Origin of the sequence: Maritimibacter sp. 55A14 (genome assembly GCF_003122205.1) — a bacterium.
Taxonomy (GTDB): Bacteria; Pseudomonadota; Alphaproteobacteria; order Rhodobacterales; family Rhodobacteraceae; genus QEYE01.
The window spans coordinates 125,498-144,292 of record NZ_QEYE01000007.1; the positions used below are offsets into that span (position 1 = coordinate 125,498).

Consider the following 18,795-nt stretch of genomic DNA (forward strand, 5'->3'; position numbering starts at 1 on the left):
AGTGAAAAAACGGCAAGCAAGGCTGTCCTTTATCGTAGCAGGGGGGGCGGCCTGCGTCACGGCACTCTCGCCCGCGATTGGCCAGCAACTGACGACCGGCGGCACCACAGCCGCCGGAACCGTCACTCCGGCGCAGCAGCAGCAACAGCAGCAGCAGACGACCACCGGCGTTCCGCAGGGCACTGGCACTGGCCTGACGGTCACGCTGGGGCTGGATTCGTCGCTGCGCTATGACGACAATCTGGGGCTCGACGATCCGTCCGACGGCGACACGAAGCGTTTCGAGAACCGGCTGTCGCTCAATGTCAGCAGCCTGAAGGCCAATGAACAGCTCCAGTTCGATCTGAGCGGCATTGCCCGCATCGTGGACAAACCCAATACCGGCACCGATGGCGGCGTTTTCGAAGATCCGTCCGTGGGGCTTTCCTATGCCCGCCAGGGCGCCAACAGTACCTTCCAGGGCAGCGCCAACTACCGCGAGGTCGATCTCGACTTCTTCCGGCCGCTGACCGACGTGAACCTGGACGGGATCATCGACGAAAGCGACCTGGTCGACGACAACGGCACCCGCAACGACACGCGGCTGAACCTGAGCCTGCGCACCGGAGTCAATGCGCCGCTGGGCTTCCTCTTCGAGGTCCGCCACCGCGACCGCGATTTCCGCGACACGATCAATCCCAACCTCTTCGATGTGCGCAGCACGACGGGGACGGTAACTTCCTTCCTGCAACTCACGCAGGTTACGCAAGGCCGGGTCCAGTTGGGCTTCACCGACTACGAGGCCGAAGACCCCGAACAGACCAACCGCGAAACCATCGACGTGCTCGCCGGGGTGAACCACCTGCTTTCGCCCGTGACGACCGTGGACGCCACCGTGGGCTTCTCGCGCGTCGACGAAACCCTGGCCGCGATCCCGGTTTCCGACACCGATACCGGCGCGACGGGCTCGCTCACCGTGACGCGCACGCTAGGCAACGGCACGATCGCCGCCTCTGTGGACCGGGTCTTCGGCACCAATGGCGGGCGCACCACTGCGCGGGTCATTCGCGACATGGCCCTGCCTTCGGGCACGCTCTCCTTCAGCGCCGGCGTAACCCGCGGCGCCCAGGACAGCGTGACCGCGATCGGCAGCCTGAACGTCACGCATGTGATGCCGCGCAGCCAGATCGGCGCTTCGGTGGAACGCCGCGTACGCACCAGCTCGCTCAACAACGAGGTGCGCACCACGACGGCCAATGTGAATTACACCGTCACGATCAACAACGATTCCAGCATGGCCTTCGACGCCTTCTATGCCCAGAACGCCGATGCCGGCATCGGCACCGCGGTCGAGCGGGAGCGCACCAACCTGCGCGCCACCTACAACCGCAGCCTGACCAAGGATTGGGGGCTCTCGGCCGGCTACGAGTTCCGGATGTCCGACGAGAGCGGCAGCGGTTCGGCCACGGGGAACATGGTGTTCCTGACCTTGCAGCGGCAATTCACCCTGAAGCCGTAACGGCCTGTTTCCCGGCAGAAACAATGCGGGGGAAATCGCCGATTCCCTCGCTGGGGTTCAGACATTCGCAGTTTTTTCGTGTCATGGCCGTCGCAATCGGCCAGATAATGCACGGAAATCCAAGACTTACCTGTACGATTCGCGAGAAATCCAACATCTTCCCACCCCGTTGAAACCGGCATCCGCGAAGCGATCCAGTCTGGAAGAGCCAATGAAAAGTCATAGGGGCATGGGCAACTTAATGTCGAATTCGGGAGCGCGTGGCTCTAGAATACCGCGGCGGGGCGTTCGGATCGGTAAGTAACCGGTGCGGCGGGTGCCCGCGCCGGCCGACGAGGGGAAGTGATGGCCGACCTCAAGACGATGGACAGCACGATGCGGCTGGGCGGGGGCGTCTCGGTGAACCTGCCTGGGCTTCTCTGGTTCGTGCTGCTCGTGGCCGGATCCGTGCCGATCTTCTGGATCGGGATCGTGTCGCTGGCGCAGGCCTGGTCCACCGCCGAATACAGCCACGGGCCCCTGATCCCGGCGATCTCGCTCTATCTCTTCCTGCGGGAGTTGCGACGCAGGCCGTTGCCCGACCCGAACGTGACCGACCGCTGGCCCGGCGTCGCGGTGATCCTCGCGGCGCTGGTCGTCGCTGTTCTGGGCAACCTCACCCGCATCCCCGACATCGTGACCTATGCGATGATCGTCTGGGTCGGCGGCGTAATGCTGACGGTCTTCGGATGGCGCCGCGGGATCACGCATCAGCTGCCCGTCGTGCACTTGGTCTTCATGCTGCCGCTGCCGCAATTCGTCTACTGGCAGCTCACCATTTTCCTGCAACAGGTCTCATCCGTGATCGGGGTGTGGTTCGTCAGCCTTGCGGGCGTGCCGGTCTATCTGGAAGGCAACGTGATCGACCTGGGCGTCTACAAGCTTCAGGTGGCCGAGGCCTGCTCGGGGCTGCGTTACCTCTTCCCAATCCTCAGCTTCTCCTATCTCTTCGCGATCCTCTATCGCGGCCCGTTCTGGCACAAGATAGTGCTGCTTCTCTCCGCCGCGCCGCTGACGGTGCTGATGAACTCCTTCCGCATCGGGGTGATCGGCGTGCTGGTGGACCGCTACGGGATCGAACAGGCCGAAGGCTTCCTGCATTTCTTCGAGGGCTGGGTGATCTTCCTGTCCTGCGTGGCGATCCTTTTCGGCATGGCGGTCGCACTGCAACGGCTGACCCGCGATCCCAAGCCGCTGGCCGAAGCGATCGACCTCGATTTCGAAGGCTTCGGCACCATTTCCACGCGCATCCTCGGGATCCGGGCCTCGGCGGCGCTGGCGGCGGGCGCGCTGTTGACGCTGGCCGTGTCGCTGGCCTGGGTCAGCCAGAACGCGGGCGAGGCGGCGCGGGTGGACCGCGATCCCTTCGCACTCTTCCCGCAGCAGATTTCCGGCTGGTCGGGATCCAGCGCGCGGCTCGACCCGCAGGTTGAAAAGACGTTGGGCGCCAGCGACTACCTCAACACCAGCTATATCGCGCCGGGCGGGATGTCCTATGTCAACATGTTCGTGGCCTTCTACGACAAGCAGACCGACGGCAGCGGCATCCATTCGCCCGAGGTTTGCCTGCCCGTGGGCGGCTGGGAGATCTACAGCTTCGACCCCACCGAGATCACGCCGGGCGACACGCCCTATGGTACCTTCACCGTCAACCGCGCGGTGATCCGAAAGGAGCTGTCCGAGCAGCTAGTCTATTACTGGTTCGAGCAGCGCGGCAAGCGCATGGTCAACGATTTCTCCGCCAAGATGAGCGTGCTCTACGACAGCCTGGCCATGGGTCGCACCGATGGCGCGCTGGTGCGCTTCGTCACCCCGATCCGCCCCGACGAGACCGAGGCGGAGGCCGACGCCCGGCTTCAGGAGTTCATGGCACTGAGCCTGCCGCGCCTGCCGCGTTTCGTGCCGGAATAGGCTCGCCCTTTCGTCAAACGCCACGCTGGATTACGATGGCAGCGACGGGCCTTCGGGTTCCGAGGCCCGAACATCGGGGGGTTGGACCATGTCCGGTATCGGTATCGGGAAATCGGGTTTTCTGAAATCGCTGTTGCGCGCCTTGGCGATCGCCACGGCCGTCTCGCTGTGGCCGGGGACAGTCGCCGCCGCACCCGCCTGCGAGGCCGCGCGCATCGCCCCCGACCCCGACCGCCCGGCCAATCACAAGCCGGTTTCCGGCCCGGCGGAACTCGACCGCGCACTTTCCTCGGCCTCGGGCGGAAAGGTGCTGCTTCTCGCGCCCGGCGATTATGGCGTGCTGAACCTGTCCTCGAAGTTCCGCGCCACTGTCACGCTGCGTTCTGCCGACCCCGGGCGGCCGGCCTGTTTCACGGGCATGACACTCCGCAATGCGGCGCGGATCAATTTCGAGGGCATCCTCTTCACCTACCGTTTCGGCGGCGAGCCGGTGCGCCACAGGCTTAACTTCATAGTCGGAAGTCGTGAAATCGGATTCAGCGGATGCCGCTTTGTTGGTGCCTTAGCTGAGGGAATGTCTCCCAGTGCCAATGGTTACGGGTCCGGGAAAGGGCTCTCAATAAGAGACTCAGACGCAATCTCCATTGTTAACTCCACATTTACGCGCTGGTGGAAGGCTTTACTGGTTACAAATTCGAGAGACGTTGCTGTTCTCGGCAATGAGTTTCACTCGATCCGGTCGGACGGGATGAATTTCGTCGATGTGCAGTCGGTGGTGATCGAAAACAACTACCTGCACGATTTCAAGCGGTCGCTGAATTCCAGGGATCACGGCGACATGATCCAGTTCTGGAAGACCACGAAACGACCCTCCAGTTCGGATGTCGTCATCCGGGGCAACACGATTGACGTGGGTGACGGCGATTACATTCAGAACATCTTCATGGGCAACGGCAAGGATCGGACGCAGGACCCCCGGTGGCATTACCGCAACATCCTGATCGAGAACAACTCGATCATCGGCAACCACACGCACGGAATCACGGTGAATGCCGCCAACGGATTGACTATCCGCAACAACGTGCTGGCCTATAAATTTGCGGGGAACAAAGGTAAAGTGGGCATGCCGCGCATCCGGGTGATCCCGTCCTCGCGCAATGTCACCATTACCGACAACATCGCCCTGGGTTATGTCGGCTACGAGGGACAGAGCGACTGGCACGTGAGCAACAACCGCACGCGGTAGGGCGTTTGTGGACTAATCCGTAACTTGTCCGGCGGCCTCGGGGGTCGATGGTTTTCTCTTCACATCCACCCTGCCGGCCAACCCCAGGAGCCGTAAAACGTATCACGACTGGCGAAGAAGATAGGTGTCCATGATCCAGCCGTGTTTGACGCGCGCCTTTTCACGGAGTTCGACGATACGGTCGGCCACCTCTGCAAGAGGCCCGGCACAGAGGATCTGATCCGCGCTCCCTAGATAAGCCCCCCACCAGATCGACAGTCCCGCCGGGTCGAGACCCTGGAAAGAGCATTCCCCGTCCAGCATGACGACAACGGTATCTTCGCCCTCGGGCCATCCGTGATCGCGCAACCGGCGCCCGGTGGTGATCCGGACCGGGCCGTTTACCGCGTTCAGCGGAATCGCATGGGCTGCTGTCAGAGCCTGAATTGCGGTGATCCCCGGCAGCACCCGGATCGCCGGGCGTGGCACCAGACGCTCTGCAATGCGGATGGTGCTGTCATAGAGCGAGGGATCGCCCCAAACCAGTAGCGCGACGGGGCCGCTTGCCTGCGTGGTCTCCAGGGCGGCCTGCCACCGTCGGGCAATTTCGTCGTGCCAGGCCGAGACCCGTTCCAGATAGGGCAGGGCGGGATCGCGTTCCGGATAATCGAAGGTCAGAACCTGCGCGCCGGTTCCGCTTGCCGCGATGATGCGCTGGCGAAGGGCCGCCAGCGCTTGCTTTTCTTCTCCCTTGAGCGGAAGGAGGATGACCGCCGCGTCGCGAAGCGCCTGCATGCCTTCGATGGTAACATGCGCTTCGCTTCCGGTGCCGATACCGATGAGCCAAAGGTCACGGATCATTGCGAACCTCGAACCATCGGCACGGCCCTTGTCAGGCGGCTTCGGGGGCTGCAAACCGCGCGGTGAGCCAGCCGAGCAACGCCCAGACGGCCAGCCCGACGCCCAGCACGCGGGCCGAGAACTCGCCCGCCAGTTCCGGCGGCGCGATGCCGTGGAACTCGTCCAGCACCGGCGCCCCGATGACATGGGGCAGGGCAAGCAGGACGGCACCGCCGACCACGAAGGGCAGGCTGCGGCCATAGCCGATCAGCGCCAGCCCCGCACCCGTGGCCAGGACGGTGCCCAGCCACCAGATCTGACGCAGTGTGATATCCGCGGCGGTGGTCCCCGGCAACTCGGGTGCGAGCCCCATGGCCGGGGCCAACTGGAAACAGGCGAAACCCGCGATGCCCCAGAGGATGCCCTGTTGCAGCGAAATCTGCCGCCCGAACAGCCCGGCGACCTGATAGGCCGCGGCCAGGATCAGCCCGTAGCCCGCGTAGATCAGCCCGGTGAAGAGCACGGTCATCACGTTGCGCGTGAGGGCAGAAGTGTCGGCGCCATCCGCATCGCCATGGCTGTGATCGTGGCCGTCATGGCTGACGGCCTCGGACTCGTCCCCGACGGCATGGGTGTCGAAATGGACCAGCTCCCCGGTTTCATAGAGTTCCGCGTGGAGAATGAGCTCCTGCACGAAGGCGAAATGCAACACGGCCGCGAACAGCCCTGCGCCGAAGCCGGCGATCAGCCCGCCGGCCAGCATGCGCTTGAACATCAGGTTTTCCTTGTTCGCTCAGTGGCAGGGGAAGCCGGTCGCGTGGCGCATATCGTGGGCAGCGTCGTGCAGCGCCGCCGATTGCGCATGGCCTGAAAAGAACACGATGCCCGCGCCGACGATGGCGACAAACAGGATGCTCAATGCCTTGGTCTGGGTTCCAGTGCTTTTGGCGATAACTTGCGTCATGATTGGTTTCTCCTTGCCGTCACACCCGACGGCCGTTCAAGTTACGTTTCCTGTGGCCGGTCTCCTGACTCGCGGGTCGTCGCAAACCTTTCCCCTTCCCACCAGGGTCTGGACCCCGGCAGTGGGATTGTGAAAGGCCGCTCGCCGCACACAGTCGCGGGGGCGGTCAGGGCTTGAGTCCGGCAAGATACCCGCACTCGTCCCTGTTCCCGTTTCAGTCCCGCCGCAGCACGCGGAAGGACACCACATCCGTCACTTATGCAGGTCGGGCCCATGACTAGTCAATCCGCAAAACAGACGGCATGGCCTCCCAAAGCGACACCTGACGGACCGGGCGTGCCATCAGCCGGGGATCCGGGCGACGGCCTTGAACCGCAGATCGCCCAGCACGCGCGCGTCAGGGAAATTTCCGTCATCCGAACAGCGGTAAAGCGCGAGAAAATTGCGGATCAGCGGCAGGTCGGCCTCGGTCAGGTCGCCGAACAGATAGGCCGTCTTGCCCGGTGCCCGGACGGCCAATGTCGAAGGGCGGGCGCAACCGGACATGCACTCCACGGTCGATATCCGCAGCAAGGGATCGTCTGCCGACAGGGTATCGGCGAGCCTGCTCCGGAAGTCCGATCGGCCCAGCGGGCAGGTTCCGCAAAGGATGATGCTGATTTCAGCGGTCATCGTTCGCCAGCGGCCCGAACAGGATAAGTGCGGGCATGTCGCCGGTTTCCTTTTCCAGAGCGCGCGCAAGCGTCTGCACCGTGTGGCGCGTGACGGATTGTTCGGGCCGGCTGACGGATTCGGCAAGAAGCGCGGGGGTCTCCGGCGGCAGGCCGCCGTCGATCAGGCGCTGCGCGAGTTTCGGGAACGTGCGCTTGCCCATGAAGACCACGGTTGTGGCCCCGCTATCCGTAAGCGCGGCCATGTTGATGTCCTCGGGCAGGGAGCCGGTCACGTCGTGGCCGGTGACAAACTGGACCCGCCGCGCGGTCAGGCGTCGTGTCAGGGGAATGCCCGCCGCGGCCGCCGCGGCGCAGGCAGACGGAACACCGGGGATGATCTCGAAAGCGATCCCGGCCTGTCTGAGCGCCTCGGTCTCCTCTTCGAGCCGCCCGAAAAGCCCGCTATCCCCGGACTTCAGGCGGACGACCCGATGGTTCATCCGGGCGTAGTCGACCAGCAGGCGGCTGACATGGTCCTGCCTGGGCGAAGGCCGCCCCGCCCGTTTGCCCACTCCCACGAGGTCGGCACCACGCTGGGCATGGTCCAGGATCGGTCCGGCGGACAGATCGTCGAACAGCACGGCGTCGGCACGTTTCAGCCGGTCAACCGCCTTGAGGGTCAGAAGCTCGGGGTCCCCGGGGCCGGAACTGACGAAGCTGACGAAACCGGTCATGTGTTTTCCTCTGTCGCGATGAGGTGGAAGAAGGTGCCGCTGACATTGCCCCGGATCGAACCCGTCTCTGGCACCGGGTTGCCATCCGCATCCGTCACCTGTGCGAGCGGCGCATCGGGCTGGTCGAGGATGGTGGAATAGTGGAATTCATGGCCCCGCAGGGCTTCGCCCGCGGCATGGCCGGGCAGTGGGGCCTGAAGGACGGCGCGGCGATAGCCCAGATGGAACTTGCGCGTCTCGTAGCTGGTCGCGAGGCCCAGCAGCCCCGCCATCCGGTGACGTGTGCCGTCCTTGTCGATCAGCATTTCGCCGAGCGCCATGTAGCCGCCGCACTCGCCATGGACCGGCTTCGTCCCGGCATGACGGCGGAGGGCCGCAAGGAACGTCCCGGCGGAGGCGATCCGTCCTGCGTGCAGTTCGGGATAGCCGCCGGGCAGCCAGACAAGGTCGGCGTCGGGGTCCGGCGCCTGATCGGCGAGCGGCGAGAAGGGCAGGATTTCCGCCCCGGCTGCGTGCCAGCCCTCCAGCAGGTGCGGGTAGGTGAACGAAAACGCAGCGTCCCGAGCGATGGCGATGCGCTGTGCCGGGGGTTTCGGCAGTGCGCGGGGGCCTGAAACCAGTGGCGCGCCCCTCGCCGCGGCCCTGATCGCGTCCAGATCGACATTCTCGCGCAGGAAGGCGGCGTAGCCCGCTATCGCGGTATCGAGGTCGGGATGCTCGACCGCCTGGATCAGGCCGAGATGGCGTTCCGGCAGGGCAAGATCGCCACGGCGCGGCAGCACGCCCAGCACCGGCAGACCCGCGCGCTCCATTCCGAGCCGGGTCAGGCGTTCGTGCCGGGGCGAGGCCACACGGTTCAGGATCACCCCGGCAAAGGGCAGGTCCGGCATGAAATTCCGGAACCCCAGGGCCGTCGCGGCGGCGGATTGCGCCTGTCCCCCCACATCCAGCACCAGCACCACCGGCCACCCCATGGCCCGCGCGGTTTCGGCGCTGCTGCCAAAGCCCTGCTGGCCGCGCGTGGCAACACCGTCATACAAACCCATGGAGCCTTCCGCGACGCATATGTCCGCGCCAGCCGCCTGCGCCGCGATCACGTGCCAGAGATCGCGCCCCATGGCCCAGCCGTCGAGATTGAAACTGTTCCGCCGGCAGGCCGCCTTGTGGAAGGCCGGATCAATGTAGTCGGGTCCGGACTTGAAGGGTTGCACCGTCAAACCGTCCTCGGCCAGCGCCCGCAACAGGCCCAGCATCAAGGTGGTCTTGCCCGTCCCCGACGAGGGGGCCGATACCAGAAGGCCGGGCGCGGACCTCATGACTTGGCTTCGGATTCGGGCGTCCATCCGGACCACGGCGATCCGGCGCCTTGGGGCCGGTACCGGCGGTCGTAATCGACGGAGTAGAGACAGCTTTCGTCAATGCCCTCGCCCGACAATGCCGGGCCGACAAGGATCAGCGCCGTGCGGGTGATGTTCTCGCCCAGCTTCGACCGGATGTCCGAAAGGGTGCCGCGGATAATCTCCTGATCGGGCCAGGAGGCGCGGTAGACCACGGCCACCGGGCAATCGGCACCATAGGCGGGGGTCAGGTCATCGACGACGCGGGCGATGTTCTGGACCGAAAGGTGAATGGCCAGGGTCGCGCCGGTGGCGGCGAAGTTGGTCAGCGTCTCGCCTTCGGGCATCGACGAGGCGCGGCCGGGCGTGCGCGTCAGCACCACGGATTGGGCGACGCCCGGCAGGGTCAGCTCGGTTCCGAGCGCCGCGGCGGCGGCGGCGAAGGCGGGCACGCCCGGCGTGACCGAGACGGGGATGCCCTCGGCCTTCAGGCGCCGCATCTGTTCGCCCATTGCGGACCAAACCGACAGGTCGCCGGAATGCAGCCGCGCGATGTCGTGGCCGGCGGCGTGGGCGGTTCGGATCTCGTCCATGATCTGTTCGATATCCATCGGCGCGGTGTTCACGATCCTCGCGCCCTCGGGGCAATGGCCGAGCATCGCCTCGGGTACCAGAGAGCCGGCATAGAGGCATACCGGGCAGGCGGCGATGATGTCGCGGCCGCGCAGGGTGAGAAGGTCGGGCGCGCCAGGGCCGGCGCCGATGAAGTGAACGGTCATGGTGTCTTTCCTTGGGCCAGGGCACAGGTGGCCATACGGTCGGTTGAATGGATACGCCGGGTCAGAAGCCGCGCGCCGGGACCGGCGGCTGCCAGGGCAGCGGCCTCGGCGACGGAACCGGTCTCGCGTTCGGTCAGAACACGCGCGGAGTGCGTGGGGGTATGCTGCGCGCAAAGCCGGTCTGCGGCGATGCCATGCAGGGGCAGGCCAAGCTCTGCGGCCAGTTCGCCGAGCGTCGGGGTCTTGTCTTCGGCCGTGGCAAGCGCGTCGGGCCGCATCCCCTGCGACGCGCGGTCGAGCGCATCGCGCAGGCTGTCGGCGGTCGCCCTGTTGCTGAACCCGAACCCCGCGACGATCACAGGACATGGCTCCACTGCGTGACGGGGAAGCTGGACCGCCAGCCCCGCTTCGGTCCGATCGGGGCGGAGTGGGCGATCTCGACCCGCATCAGCTCGCCGCCAAGGCGGGAATGGCTGGCGGTGAGCAGCGCCTCCGACTCCAGGGTGACGGCATTGGCGACAAGGCGCGTGCCCTTCGGCAGGGTTTCCAGATATGCCAGCAGTTGCGGCGAAAGGCCGCCGCCCACGAAAACCACATCCGGCGCAGGCAGGTCCTCCAGCGCGTCGGGCGCCGTGCCATGAACGATGGTCAGGCGGTCGGCGCCGAGCCGGTCGGCATTCGCGCGGATCAACGCGACGCGGTCGCCGCGTGGCTCGATGGCAGTGGCCCGAAGGGACGGGTCGGACAGCAGCCACTCGATCCCGATGGTTCCCGAACCGCCGCCGATGTCCCAGAGATGTTCGAAGGGGCGGGGCGCGAGCGCCGAGAGGGTCAGCGCGCGCACCGGGCGCTTGGTCATCACGCCGTCGCTGTCGAACGCATCGTCCGGACGACCGGAAGCCAGCGGCAGCACCGCGCCGTCCCCCGCCACACGGAGCGCGGCGCAGACCGGATGGGAAAAAGCGATATCGGGCAGGGTGTCGGCGGTGGTCTCGGTCAGACGTTCGCGCGGGCCGCCGAGGGATTCCATCACGGTCAGCGAAGAGGCGCCGATCCCCTGCGCGGCGAGGTAGCCCGCAAGGTCGCGCAGCGCCGCGCCATCGCGCAGCAGGACGATCATCTGCCGGCCCGGAGCGAGCTGCGGTTTCAGCCGGGAAAGCGGCGCCGCGTGCAGCCCTATGCACAAGGTGGCCTCCAGCCCCCAGCCCATGCGGGCGGCAACCAGCGAGAAGGCCGACCGCCCCGGATAGGCGTGCCATTCGTTCCGTCCCAGCCGTCTGGCCAGCGTGGTGCCCGCTCCGAACCAGAACGGATCGCCGGAGACGAGGACCACGGTGGGTTGTCCGCGCAGCGCCATCAGGCGTTCGACCCCGTCCGAAAACGGCACCGGCCAGGGGATGCGGCGGGCTTTGCCTTCCGGGATCAGGGACAGGTGGCGTTTCGGGCCCATGACGATCTCTGCGGCCTCAAGCGCCGATCGGCTTGCGCCGCACAGGCCGTCCAGGCCATCTTCGCCCATGCCGATGATGGTAAGCCACGGAGCCTCAGACATGACGCCGAATCTCCTGATCCTGGGTGGCACGACCGAAGCCCGACGGTTGTGCGGCGCCGCGGCTCAGGCGGGGCTGACGGGCAAGGTATCCATGGCCGGGCGTGTCGACCGGCCGGCCCCGCAGGCGCTGCCCCTCCGTGTCGGCGGCTTCGGCGGGGTGGCCGGGCTGGTGGACTACCTGCGCCGGAATGACGTGACCCATCTGGTCGATGCGACCCATCCTTTCGCCGCGCAGATGAGCGCCAATGCGGTGGCAGCCTGCGCCGAAACCCGCGTTCCCCTGCTGGCCCTGACCCGTGCGCCCTGGCAGGCGCAACCGGGAGACCGGTGGCAGCATGTGCCGGACATCGCGGGCGCGGTGGCGGCGCTCGATGGACCGAAGCGGCGCGTCATGCTGGCGGTGGGGCGGATGCACCTGGCCGAGTTTTCCGCGAACCCGCAGCATTTCCACTTGCTGCGGCTGGTGGATGCGTCCGACGGGCCGCTGCCCTTGCCCGATTGCCACGCCGTCGTGGATCGCGGCCCGTTCACCGTCGAAGGGGACATGGCGCTGATGCGGCATCACCGGATCGCGGTGATCGTCGCGAAGAACGCGGGCGGGACCGGCGCGCAGGCCAAGATCATCGCGGCGCGCCAGCTTGGACTGCCGGTGATCATGATAGACCGGCCCGCGATCCCGCCGCGCCGTGAGACGCATTTCGTCGATGATGTGATGCGCTGGCTGGGTCATGAGGTAACGGACCTCGGCGTGTAGACGATGGGGGCGCCGTTTCGTTCGACGATCCGCGTGCTGGACGACCCCACCAGCACAACGGTGCGCATGTCCGCCATTTCCGGCCTGCAATTCGGCAGGGGAACGACGCGGATGTCTTCCTGAGGCGTGCTGACCGATCGGGCGAAGATCACCGGACGGGTGTCGCCACAGGCGTCGTTCAGGATATCCAGCGTTCTGGCAAAGCCCTCGGGCCGCGACCTGGACCGTGGATTGTAGAAGGCCATGGCGAAATCCGCCTCGGCGGCAAGCCGCAGGCGCTTTTCGATAAGGCTCCATGGTTTGAGGTTGTCGGACAGGTTGATGGCGCAGAAATCGTGCCCCAGTGGCGCACCGGCGCGCGCGGCGGCGGCCAGCATGGCGGTGATGCCGGGAAGCACCCGAATGTCGAGGTCGCGCCACGCCGCCGGGCCGGCCTCGACCGCTTCGAATACCGCCGAGGCCATGGCGAAGACGCCCGGATCGCCGGACGAGACGACCACGACCCGCTTGCCTCGCATCGCCATGTCCAGCGCGAGACGAGAGCGGTCCAGTTCGACCCGGTTGTCGGAAGGATGCAGCGTCAGACCGGGGCGTTCGGCCACGCGGGCGACATAGGGGATGTAGCCCACCACGTCCGTGGCGATTGCCAGCGCCTCGGTCACCTCGGGCGTCACGAGCCTTTCCGCGCCGGGGCCAAGGCCCACGATGGTAACACTGCCGCTCATGGCCGTCTTCCTTGCCCATGCACGACGATGATCGAGAAATAGGGGGTTACCTTGTCCGCGGCCTCGGAAAGCTTCTGCACCGTCTGGCCGGGCATCGACGCGTATTCCACCAGCCATGCGGCGTCATAACGACCCGCCTTGCGCAGCGCGCCGCGGATCTTGTCGATGTTGCGGCCAATCTTCATGACGATCAGCGCGTCCGAGCGGCGCATGTGTTCCACCAGATCATCCTCGGGCAACGTCCCCATGAGCGTCGTGAGCACATCATCGCCCCAGGTTATCGGCTCGCCCGTGGCGGTCCATGCGGCGGCCATGCCGGTAATGGCCGGGACCAGCCGCACGGGGCAGACATCGCGCAGGCGCGTGTAAAGATGCATGAAGGAGCCGTAAAAGAACGGATCGCCTTCGGAGACCACGACCACATCCTCCCCCGCATCGGACAGGGCGCGCAGGCGGGCGGTGCTGTCGTCGTAGAAGGCCGAGAGAAGTTCGTTGTAGCGCGGATCGGTCAGCGGAATTTCCGTGGTCACCGGATATTCCATGGCAATCTCGGTCACGTCGGGGCGCAGCATTCCGTCGATGATCTTGCGTGCCTGCCCCGTGCGCCCCTCCTTGCGGAAAAACGCCACATGCCTCGCGTTGCGCAGCAGGCGGTCGGCCTTGACCGACATCAGTTCGGGATCGCCGGGGCCCAGCCCCACACCCGAAATGGTGCCCGGACCGGTCATTCGGCGCGGCTCGCGATGGCGTTGATGGCGGCGACGGTGATGGCGCTGCCGCCCAGACGGCCCTCGACGATACAGCAGGGCACGGGCTGATCGGCCCAGAGCGCGTCCTTCGATTCCCTCGCGCCGACGAACCCCACCGGGCAGCCGATGATCGCGGCGGGGCGGGGGCAATCCGGATCCTCGAGCATGTTGAGCAGGTGGAAGAGCGCCGTGGGCGCGTTCCCGATGGCCACCAGCGCGCCTTCGAGTCGCGGCCGCCAGAGCTCCAGCGCGGCGGCGGAGCGGGTGTTGCCCATTTTCTTCGCCAGATCGTGGATGCCTTCGGCGTGCAGGGTGCAGATCACCTCGTTTTCGGCGGGCAGGCGCGGGCGGGTGACGCCTTCGGAGACCATGCGCGCGTCGCAGAAGATCGGCGCCCCGTTCCCGAGCGCCGCGCGCGCAGCCTGCGCAAAGCCGGGCGAAAAGCGGATGTGCCGTTCCAGCCCGATCATGCCGGCGGCATGTATCATCCGGACAGCGATCTGTTCTTCCTCGGGGTCGAACCGGGTCAGGTCGGCCTCGGCCCGGATCGTGGCGAAGCTCTCCTTGTAGATGGCTGCGCCGTCTTTTTCATAATCGTATGGCATTCAGAGAGCCTCGGTCAGGTCGGTGATCTGGTCGGGATGCAGGGCGCGGGCCGTGGGTGTGTCCCACGGCGCGCCATCGCGGATGAGGTCGAAGCGGCCGTTGCGGCCTGTCAGGGTCACCGCGGCGGCACGGGGCAGGGCGCAACCCTTGGCGCAGCCCGATACATGCAGGGCGACCGGGACCGTCCCGGCAAGCCGTGCGGCCAGCGCACGGGTCTCCACCGTCGCCTGCGGGCAAAAGGGCGCGCCGGGGCAAGCATGAGCGGCCAGAAGCGCACTGCCGGGCGTGGTGACAAAACCGGGCGCCTCGGTGACAGAGGCGCCGCGCAGCCAGAAGAGCCGGTTGAGCATGAGCCGAATGCCGCTGGCACCCGTGCGGTCGATGAGCGACCCCAGCGCGGTTGCGTCGATGCTGCCGAACGGAGCACCAAGGATCGTCCCGCCCGGCGCCGGACCCGGCGCAAAGGGCCTGACCGAGATGCGCGGCGCGGCTTGCTGCCAGTCGTCGGGCAGAGGCACTGTCCTGAGGTGACGGGCCATGCGGCCGTTGGACGGGCCGCCGGTTTCGTGGAACCACTGGATCATCTCGGCCAGGGACCGCATTGCCGTCGCCGCAACGATCCGGCGGCCCAGGGCGGCCCCGTCGGCGCGCAGGATCAGGTTGTCCGCGGCATCCAGTTCGAACCGGAAATCGGCGGATCCATCGGCAAGTTGGACCGTCCCGCCGGTATCGAGCGCGTAGCCCATTTTCTCCGGCAGCACCGGGAAACCGGGCAATGCCGACAGAAGGGCGGTGCAAAGGCGATCCGTCAGGTCCCGATCCTGCCAATCGGCGGGCATCAGGATGTTGCGCCGCCCTTCGACCGCCGGATCGGCGTCGATCAGCCCAAGTGCGCCCAGTTCGCGCAACAGCGCGGGATAACCGGCCTCGGTCACGGCCCGGACCTGGAGATTGCCGCGCGACGTCAGATCCAGTGTGCCGTTGCCGAACCGCCGCGCCAGTTCGCAGAGCGCAAGCGCCTGTCCGGCCGAAAGCTCGGCCCGGAAGGGGCGAACGCGGACCACCAGACCGTCGCCGGACATCATCGGGCGATGGGCGCCGGGGCACCAGCCCTGAACGATGGGGGTGCTCATGCGCTGCCCTCCAGGCTGGCGAGGATCGAGTTGCGCCGCGTTTGCCACAGCCCGGCGTCCTGCAATGCACGGAAACGGTCGAGCATGGCAGCATGGGCGGCGGGGTTGGCGTCGCGCAGGAAGGCTTCGGTTTCCGGATCGCCCAGCGTGGCGGCATGATACAGGTCGAAGAGATGCGGTCCCACGACGCCGGCCAGATGCGCGAAGCTGGCCATGTGGTCCAGGGTGGCGGCGATTTCGGCCACACCCCGGAAACCATGCGCCCGCATCCCCCTGATCCAATCGGGATTCGCCGCACGGGCCTGCACGACGCGGGCTATTTCCTCGGGCAGGGCGCGGGCGCGGGGGCGATCCGGCTCGGTGTTGTCGAGATGGTAGAGCGCGGCCCGCCCGCCGGTCACGGATTGCGCGGCGGCAAAGCCCGCCTCATGCGCGGCATAATCCGAGGCCAGCAGCAGATCCGTTTCCGGTAGGTCTTGCAGGTGGACAAAACTGTCCGCGCGGGCAACGCGGTCGCGCAGGCCGTCGTCGTCGCGCATGGCGTGGTCGCCATCCAGCGCCCAGGCCGAGGACGAAAGCCAGGCTTCGCCGGCCTGCCGGCGGGCCTCCGGCGTGTAATCCTCCAGCGCCGCGCCCATGCCAAGGCCGAAACTGCCCGGAGCGGGGCCGTAGACACGGGACGCCGCCGCCTGGCCTGCATAGGGGTTCCAGTCGGGCGCCTCGTCGCGGAGGGCGAGCGCGCGAACAGCCTGCGAGAACAGCGCCGAGAGCGTGGGGAAGATGTCGCGGAACAGACCGGACACGCGAAGGGTCACGTCGATCCGGGGGCGGTCCAGTTCCGCGATGGGCAGAACCTCCAATCCCGAGACGCGCCCGGACCCCGTGTCCCAGACGGGCTTCACCCCCAGCAGATGCAGCGCCATGGCGAATTCCTCGCCCGCGGTGCGCATGGTGGCCGAGCCCCAGAGATCGACAATCAGGCCGCGCGGCCAGTCGCCTTCATCCTGAAGGTGGCGACGGACCAGTTCTTCGGCCAGTTTGACACCCTGCGCGTGGGCAGACCGGGTCGGGACCGATCGCGGGTCGGTGGTAAAGAGGTTGCGGCCCGTGGGCAGCACGTCGCCGCGGCCCCGATAAGGCGAGCCCGAAGGCCCGGCAGCGATGCGTTTCCCATCCAGTGCGTCCAGCAGGGACCGGCGTTCCGCCGCGGCGCTGTCCTCGTGCAGGGGCTGGCCACCGGCCATGTCGGATCGGCCCCAGACATGCAGCCCCTCGCCGAACTGGCTTTCCTTGATGTCACAGACGAAGCGGTCGATCCGGGTGATGGCCTCGGCGATCGAAGTCGCGCGGTCGAGGCCAAGATCGTTCTCGACGCCGAGCGACCGCGCCTCGTCCCGGATGTCGGCTTGCAGGCGGTCGCGGCGTTTCGGGTCCAACCCGTCGGCGCTGGAAAACTCGTCGAGCAGGGCTTCCAGCCGGGCAAGCCGGTCCGGCGTCCGGCTGTCGCGCAGCGGAGGCGGCACATGGCCCAGTGTCACCGCGCCTATGCGGCGCTTGGCCTGCGCGGCTTCGCCGGGATCGTTCACGATGAACGGGTAGAGCACGGGCAGACGGCCCGTCAGCGCCTCTGGCCAGCAGTGCCGGGACAGGGCGACGGACTTGCCCGGCAGCCATTCCAGCGTGCCGTGCGCACCGATATGGATCAGCGCGTCTGTCCGGGTCTGAAGCCAGAGGTAGAAGGCCACATAGGCATGGCGGGGCGTGCGGGACAGGTCGTGATAGTCGTCGTCGCGGGTGTTGGGCGTGCCGCGTTCGGGTTGCAGGGCGACAACGGCATTGCCGTGCCGCAGCGCCGCAAAGCGAAAGGCGCCGTCTTCGACGTGGTCGTCGTCCTCGGGCCGGCCCCATGCCCGTGTCAGATCGGCACGGAGACTGCCGGGCAGTCTCTCGAGGAGGGCCCGATAGTCCGAAAGCGGCAGGCGCATGTTCCGCGCCAGCAGGCGCAACTCCAGATCCGGCGCCGTTTCCGGCAGGTCATAGCCTGCCTGCACGAGGTCCGTCAGGATCGCACGGGCCGAGGCCGGCGCATCGAGCCCGACCGCGTGGCCCATGTTCCAGTCCTTGCCGGGATAGGTCGACAGGATCAGACCGACTCGGCGCTCCCGCGGGGGTTTGGCCGCAAGTTTCAGCCAGCCCTCAACGCGGTTCACCAGCGCCGAAATGCGCTCGGCGTCGGGACGGTGGGCATGGCGGGCGAATTGCAGATCCGGGTCGCGTTCGCCGGGTTCCTTGAAGGAAACGACGCCGCCCATGATGCGGCCATCGACCTCGGGCAGGACAACGTGCATGGCCAGATCGGCGGGGGAGAGACCACGCTCTGCTGTTTTCCACGCGGCACGGCCGGAGGTGGCCAGCGTCACCTGAAAGACCGGGACATCGGCGGCATCGAGCGGAGAGCCGCCTTCGGAACCCTTGCCGCTGAAGGCGGTGGCGTTGACGATGGCATGGGGCGCATAGGTCCGGACCTGCCGGCGCAACCAGCCCGCGATCTCGGGGGCCTTGAGCGAGGGCGCAAAGAGCGCGCGCACGTGGTAACCCCGGTCACGGAAGCTCTTGAACAGATCGTTCACCGGGGCGAGATCGGCAGCCACGAGATAGGACCGATAGAAGACGATCAGGACGCGCTGTGCCGCACCGGCGGGGATGTCGGCCAATGGGCAAACGACGCCGTCCTCGGGCGTCCACGCGCCGACCACGGGCAAGACCTTGGTGCCACGCACCGGGGCGGCGTAATGACCGGCGGCCAACGATAGCTGCGCCAAGGCGGCCTGCGCTGCGACCGCGCCGCCGTTGTCGCACAGTTCGGCCAACCGTCGGAGGGTCGAGACGGGCAAGGTGGAAAGCGCGTCCAGCCGTGGATCCGGGCGGCCGTCGGCGGGAAGGATCGCCAGCGCGATACCCTTGCGCTGCGCCAGCGCCAGCACCTGTTGCAGGCCGTATTCCCAGTAGGGCACTCCGCCGATCAGCCGGATCAGGATGCCTTTCGCGCCTTCAAGCGTCCGTTCGACATAGGTATCGACGGACAGGGGATGGCGCAGGGCCGAAAGATTGGCCAGCCGCAGCGTCGGCAGCCGCCCGTCCGTCCCGCCGCCGCGATGCCAGCCTTCCGCGAATGCCCCGAGATCACTGTCCGAGAAAGACAACACCACCAGATCCGCCGGGCTCTGACCCAGGTCGGTCGGTGCATCGGTCTCGTCGAGGCCGTGGCTTTCGCGGAAGATGACATGCATGGCGGG

The 18,795-nt window shown here is 66.8% G+C and carries 18 protein-coding genes and 1 riboswitch; of the genes, 4 read left to right on the forward strand and 14 right to left on the reverse strand.

Annotated features, from left to right (window positions below; translation table 11 throughout):
* The first annotated feature begins 1 nt into the window (after nt 1).
* The 3 genes from DDZ14_RS07820 to DDZ14_RS07830 all read left to right on the forward strand — a co-directional run bounded on the left by DDZ14_RS07820 (nt 2) and on the right by DDZ14_RS07830 (nt 4,694).
* Complete coding sequence (locus tag DDZ14_RS07820; protein WP_109424400.1) at nt 2-1,498, forward strand: hypothetical protein; 1,497 nt, start codon at nt 2-4, stop codon at nt 1,496-1,498.
* Nucleotides 1,499-1,843: 345 nt separating this feature from the next.
* Nucleotides 1,844-3,448: a VPLPA-CTERM-specific exosortase XrtD gene (gene xrtD, locus DDZ14_RS07825; protein WP_233252523.1), complete on the forward strand. Its 1,605-nt coding sequence runs from the start codon at nt 1,844-1,846 to the stop codon at nt 3,446-3,448.
* 88 nt (nt 3,449-3,536) lie between these two features.
* The gene (locus DDZ14_RS07830) at nt 3,537-4,694 is read left to right on the forward strand and encodes a right-handed parallel beta-helix repeat-containing protein (protein WP_109424401.1); all 1,158 of its coding nucleotides are present in this window, start codon (nt 3,537-3,539) and stop codon (nt 4,692-4,694) included.
* Nucleotides 4,695-4,796: 102 nt separating this feature from the next.
* Here the strand turns inward: DDZ14_RS07830 and cobF are convergent, their stop codons facing one another.
* The 9 genes from cobF to cbiE all read right to left on the reverse strand — a co-directional run bounded on the left by cobF (nt 4,797) and on the right by cbiE (nt 11,532).
* Nucleotides 4,797-5,534, reverse strand: a complete 738-nt coding sequence (cobF, locus tag DDZ14_RS07835; RefSeq protein WP_109424402.1) for a precorrin-6A synthase (deacetylating) — start codon at nt 5,532-5,534, stop codon at nt 4,797-4,799.
* 31 nt (nt 5,535-5,565) lie between these two features.
* The gene (locus tag DDZ14_RS07840; protein ID WP_109424403.1) at nt 5,566-6,288 is read right to left on the reverse strand and encodes a CbtA family protein; all 723 of its coding nucleotides are present in this window, start codon (nt 6,286-6,288) and stop codon (nt 5,566-5,568) included.
* 18 nt (nt 6,289-6,306) lie between these two features.
* Entirely contained in the window at nt 6,307-6,477 is a 171-nt protein-coding gene (locus DDZ14_RS07845; RefSeq protein ID WP_109424404.1) for a CbtB domain-containing protein, read from the reverse strand.
* A gap of 36 nt (nt 6,478-6,513) precedes the next feature.
* A riboswitch (cobalamin riboswitch) is annotated at nt 6,514-6,740 on the reverse strand.
* Between the two features lie 79 nt (nt 6,741-6,819).
* Entirely contained in the window at nt 6,820-7,149 is a 330-nt protein-coding gene (locus DDZ14_RS07850) for a DUF1636 family protein (protein WP_109424405.1), read from the reverse strand.
* On the reverse strand, nt 7,139-7,864 hold the full coding sequence (cobA, locus tag DDZ14_RS07855; protein ID WP_109424406.1) for a uroporphyrinogen-III C-methyltransferase: 726 nt from the start codon (nt 7,862-7,864) through the stop codon (nt 7,139-7,141). Before cobA ends, DDZ14_RS07850 begins: the two co-directional genes overlap by 11 nt.
* Complete coding sequence (locus tag DDZ14_RS07860; RefSeq protein WP_109424407.1) at nt 7,861-9,180, reverse strand: cobyrinate a,c-diamide synthase; 1,320 nt, start codon at nt 9,178-9,180, stop codon at nt 7,861-7,863. Before DDZ14_RS07860 ends, cobA begins: the two co-directional genes overlap by 4 nt.
* Nucleotides 9,177-9,980 (reverse strand): precorrin-4 C(11)-methyltransferase, encoded by an 804-nt coding sequence (cobM, locus tag DDZ14_RS07865; protein WP_109424408.1) that lies wholly within the window; start codon nt 9,978-9,980, stop codon nt 9,177-9,179. The genes DDZ14_RS07860 and cobM overlap by 4 nt, the downstream gene beginning before the upstream one ends.
* Complete coding sequence (locus DDZ14_RS07870; RefSeq protein ID WP_109424409.1) at nt 9,977-10,339, reverse strand: cobalamin biosynthesis protein; 363 nt, start codon at nt 10,337-10,339, stop codon at nt 9,977-9,979. Before DDZ14_RS07870 ends, cobM begins: the two co-directional genes overlap by 4 nt.
* Nucleotides 10,336-11,532, reverse strand: coding sequence for a precorrin-6y C5,15-methyltransferase (decarboxylating) subunit CbiE (gene cbiE, locus DDZ14_RS07875; protein WP_109424410.1), 1,197 nt, complete (start codon nt 11,530-11,532; stop codon nt 10,336-10,338). The genes DDZ14_RS07870 and cbiE overlap by 4 nt, the downstream gene beginning before the upstream one ends.
* Between cbiE and DDZ14_RS07880 the strand changes: the two genes are divergently transcribed.
* Complete coding sequence (locus DDZ14_RS07880) at nt 11,531-12,286, forward strand: cobalt-precorrin-6A reductase (protein ID WP_109424411.1); 756 nt, start codon at nt 11,531-11,533, stop codon at nt 12,284-12,286. The two genes, cbiE and DDZ14_RS07880, sit on opposite strands and share 2 nt — an antisense overlap.
* Here DDZ14_RS07880 and cobJ read toward each other — a convergent pair.
* Genes cobJ through cobN form a run of 5 tightly spaced genes read right to left on the reverse strand, consistent with a single transcriptional unit; the run spans nt 12,259 to nt 18,789 of the window.
* The gene (gene cobJ / locus DDZ14_RS07885) at nt 12,259-13,011 is read right to left on the reverse strand and encodes a precorrin-3B C(17)-methyltransferase (protein WP_109424412.1); all 753 of its coding nucleotides are present in this window, start codon (nt 13,009-13,011) and stop codon (nt 12,259-12,261) included. The two genes, DDZ14_RS07880 and cobJ, sit on opposite strands and share 28 nt — an antisense overlap.
* Nucleotides 13,008-13,739: a precorrin-2 C(20)-methyltransferase gene (gene cobI / locus DDZ14_RS07890; RefSeq protein WP_109424413.1), complete on the reverse strand. Its 732-nt coding sequence runs from the start codon at nt 13,737-13,739 to the stop codon at nt 13,008-13,010. Before cobI ends, cobJ begins: the two co-directional genes overlap by 4 nt.
* Entirely contained in the window at nt 13,736-14,365 is a 630-nt protein-coding gene (locus DDZ14_RS07895) for a precorrin-8X methylmutase (protein ID WP_109424414.1), read from the reverse strand. The genes cobI and DDZ14_RS07895 overlap by 4 nt, the downstream gene beginning before the upstream one ends.
* Nucleotides 14,366-15,499 carry a cobalamin biosynthesis protein CobG gene (locus tag DDZ14_RS07900; RefSeq protein ID WP_109424415.1) on the reverse strand — a complete coding sequence of 378 codons (1,134 nt, stop codon included), beginning with the start codon at nt 15,497-15,499 and terminating at the stop codon, nt 14,366-14,368.
* Nucleotides 15,496-18,789: a cobaltochelatase subunit CobN gene (cobN, locus tag DDZ14_RS07905; RefSeq protein ID WP_109424416.1), complete on the reverse strand. Its 3,294-nt coding sequence runs from the start codon at nt 18,787-18,789 to the stop codon at nt 15,496-15,498. Before cobN ends, DDZ14_RS07900 begins: the two co-directional genes overlap by 4 nt.
* Between the last annotated feature and the right edge of the window lie 6 nt (nt 18,790-18,795).

Excerpts from the sequence above, each read along its gene's own strand:
- xrtD (WP_233252523.1), top strand. The coding sequence starts at position 1,844 with ATGGCCGACCTCAAGACGATGGACAGCACGATGCGGCTGGGCGGGGGC.
- DDZ14_RS07830 (WP_109424401.1), top strand. The coding sequence starts at position 3,537 with ATGTCCGGTATCGGTATCGGGAAATCGGGTTTTCTGAAATCGCTGTTG.
- cobF (WP_109424402.1), bottom strand. The coding sequence starts at position 5,534 with ATGATCCGTGACCTTTGGCTCATCGGTATCGGCACCGGAAGCGAAGCG.
- DDZ14_RS07840 (WP_109424403.1), bottom strand. The coding sequence starts at position 6,288 with ATGTTCAAGCGCATGCTGGCCGGCGGGCTGATCGCCGGCTTCGGCGCA.
- DDZ14_RS07845 (WP_109424404.1), bottom strand. The coding sequence starts at position 6,477 with ATGACGCAAGTTATCGCCAAAAGCACTGGAACCCAGACCAAGGCATTG.
- DDZ14_RS07850 (WP_109424405.1), bottom strand. The coding sequence starts at position 7,149 with ATGACCGCTGAAATCAGCATCATCCTTTGCGGAACCTGCCCGCTGGGC.
- cobA (WP_109424406.1), bottom strand. The coding sequence starts at position 7,864 with ATGACCGGTTTCGTCAGCTTCGTCAGTTCCGGCCCCGGGGACCCCGAG.
- DDZ14_RS07860 (WP_109424407.1), bottom strand. The coding sequence starts at position 9,180 with ATGAGGTCCGCGCCCGGCCTTCTGGTATCGGCCCCCTCGTCGGGGACG.
- cobM (WP_109424408.1), bottom strand. The coding sequence starts at position 9,980 with ATGACCGTTCACTTCATCGGCGCCGGCCCTGGCGCGCCCGACCTTCTC.
- DDZ14_RS07880 (WP_109424411.1), top strand. The coding sequence starts at position 11,531 with ATGACGCCGAATCTCCTGATCCTGGGTGGCACGACCGAAGCCCGACGG.
- cbiE (WP_109424410.1), bottom strand. The coding sequence starts at position 11,532 with ATGTCTGAGGCTCCGTGGCTTACCATCATCGGCATGGGCGAAGATGGC.
- cobJ (WP_109424412.1), bottom strand. The coding sequence starts at position 13,011 with ATGAGCGGCAGTGTTACCATCGTGGGCCTTGGCCCCGGCGCGGAAAGG.
- cobI (WP_109424413.1), bottom strand. The coding sequence starts at position 13,739 with ATGACCGGTCCGGGCACCATTTCGGGTGTGGGGCTGGGCCCCGGCGAT.
- DDZ14_RS07895 (WP_109424414.1), bottom strand. The coding sequence starts at position 14,365 with ATGCCATACGATTATGAAAAAGACGGCGCAGCCATCTACAAGGAGAGC.
- DDZ14_RS07900 (WP_109424415.1), bottom strand. The coding sequence starts at position 15,499 with ATGAGCACCCCCATCGTTCAGGGCTGGTGCCCCGGCGCCCATCGCCCG.
- cobN (WP_109424416.1), bottom strand. The coding sequence starts at position 18,789 with ATGCATGTCATCTTCCGCGAAAGCCACGGCCTCGACGAGACCGATGCA.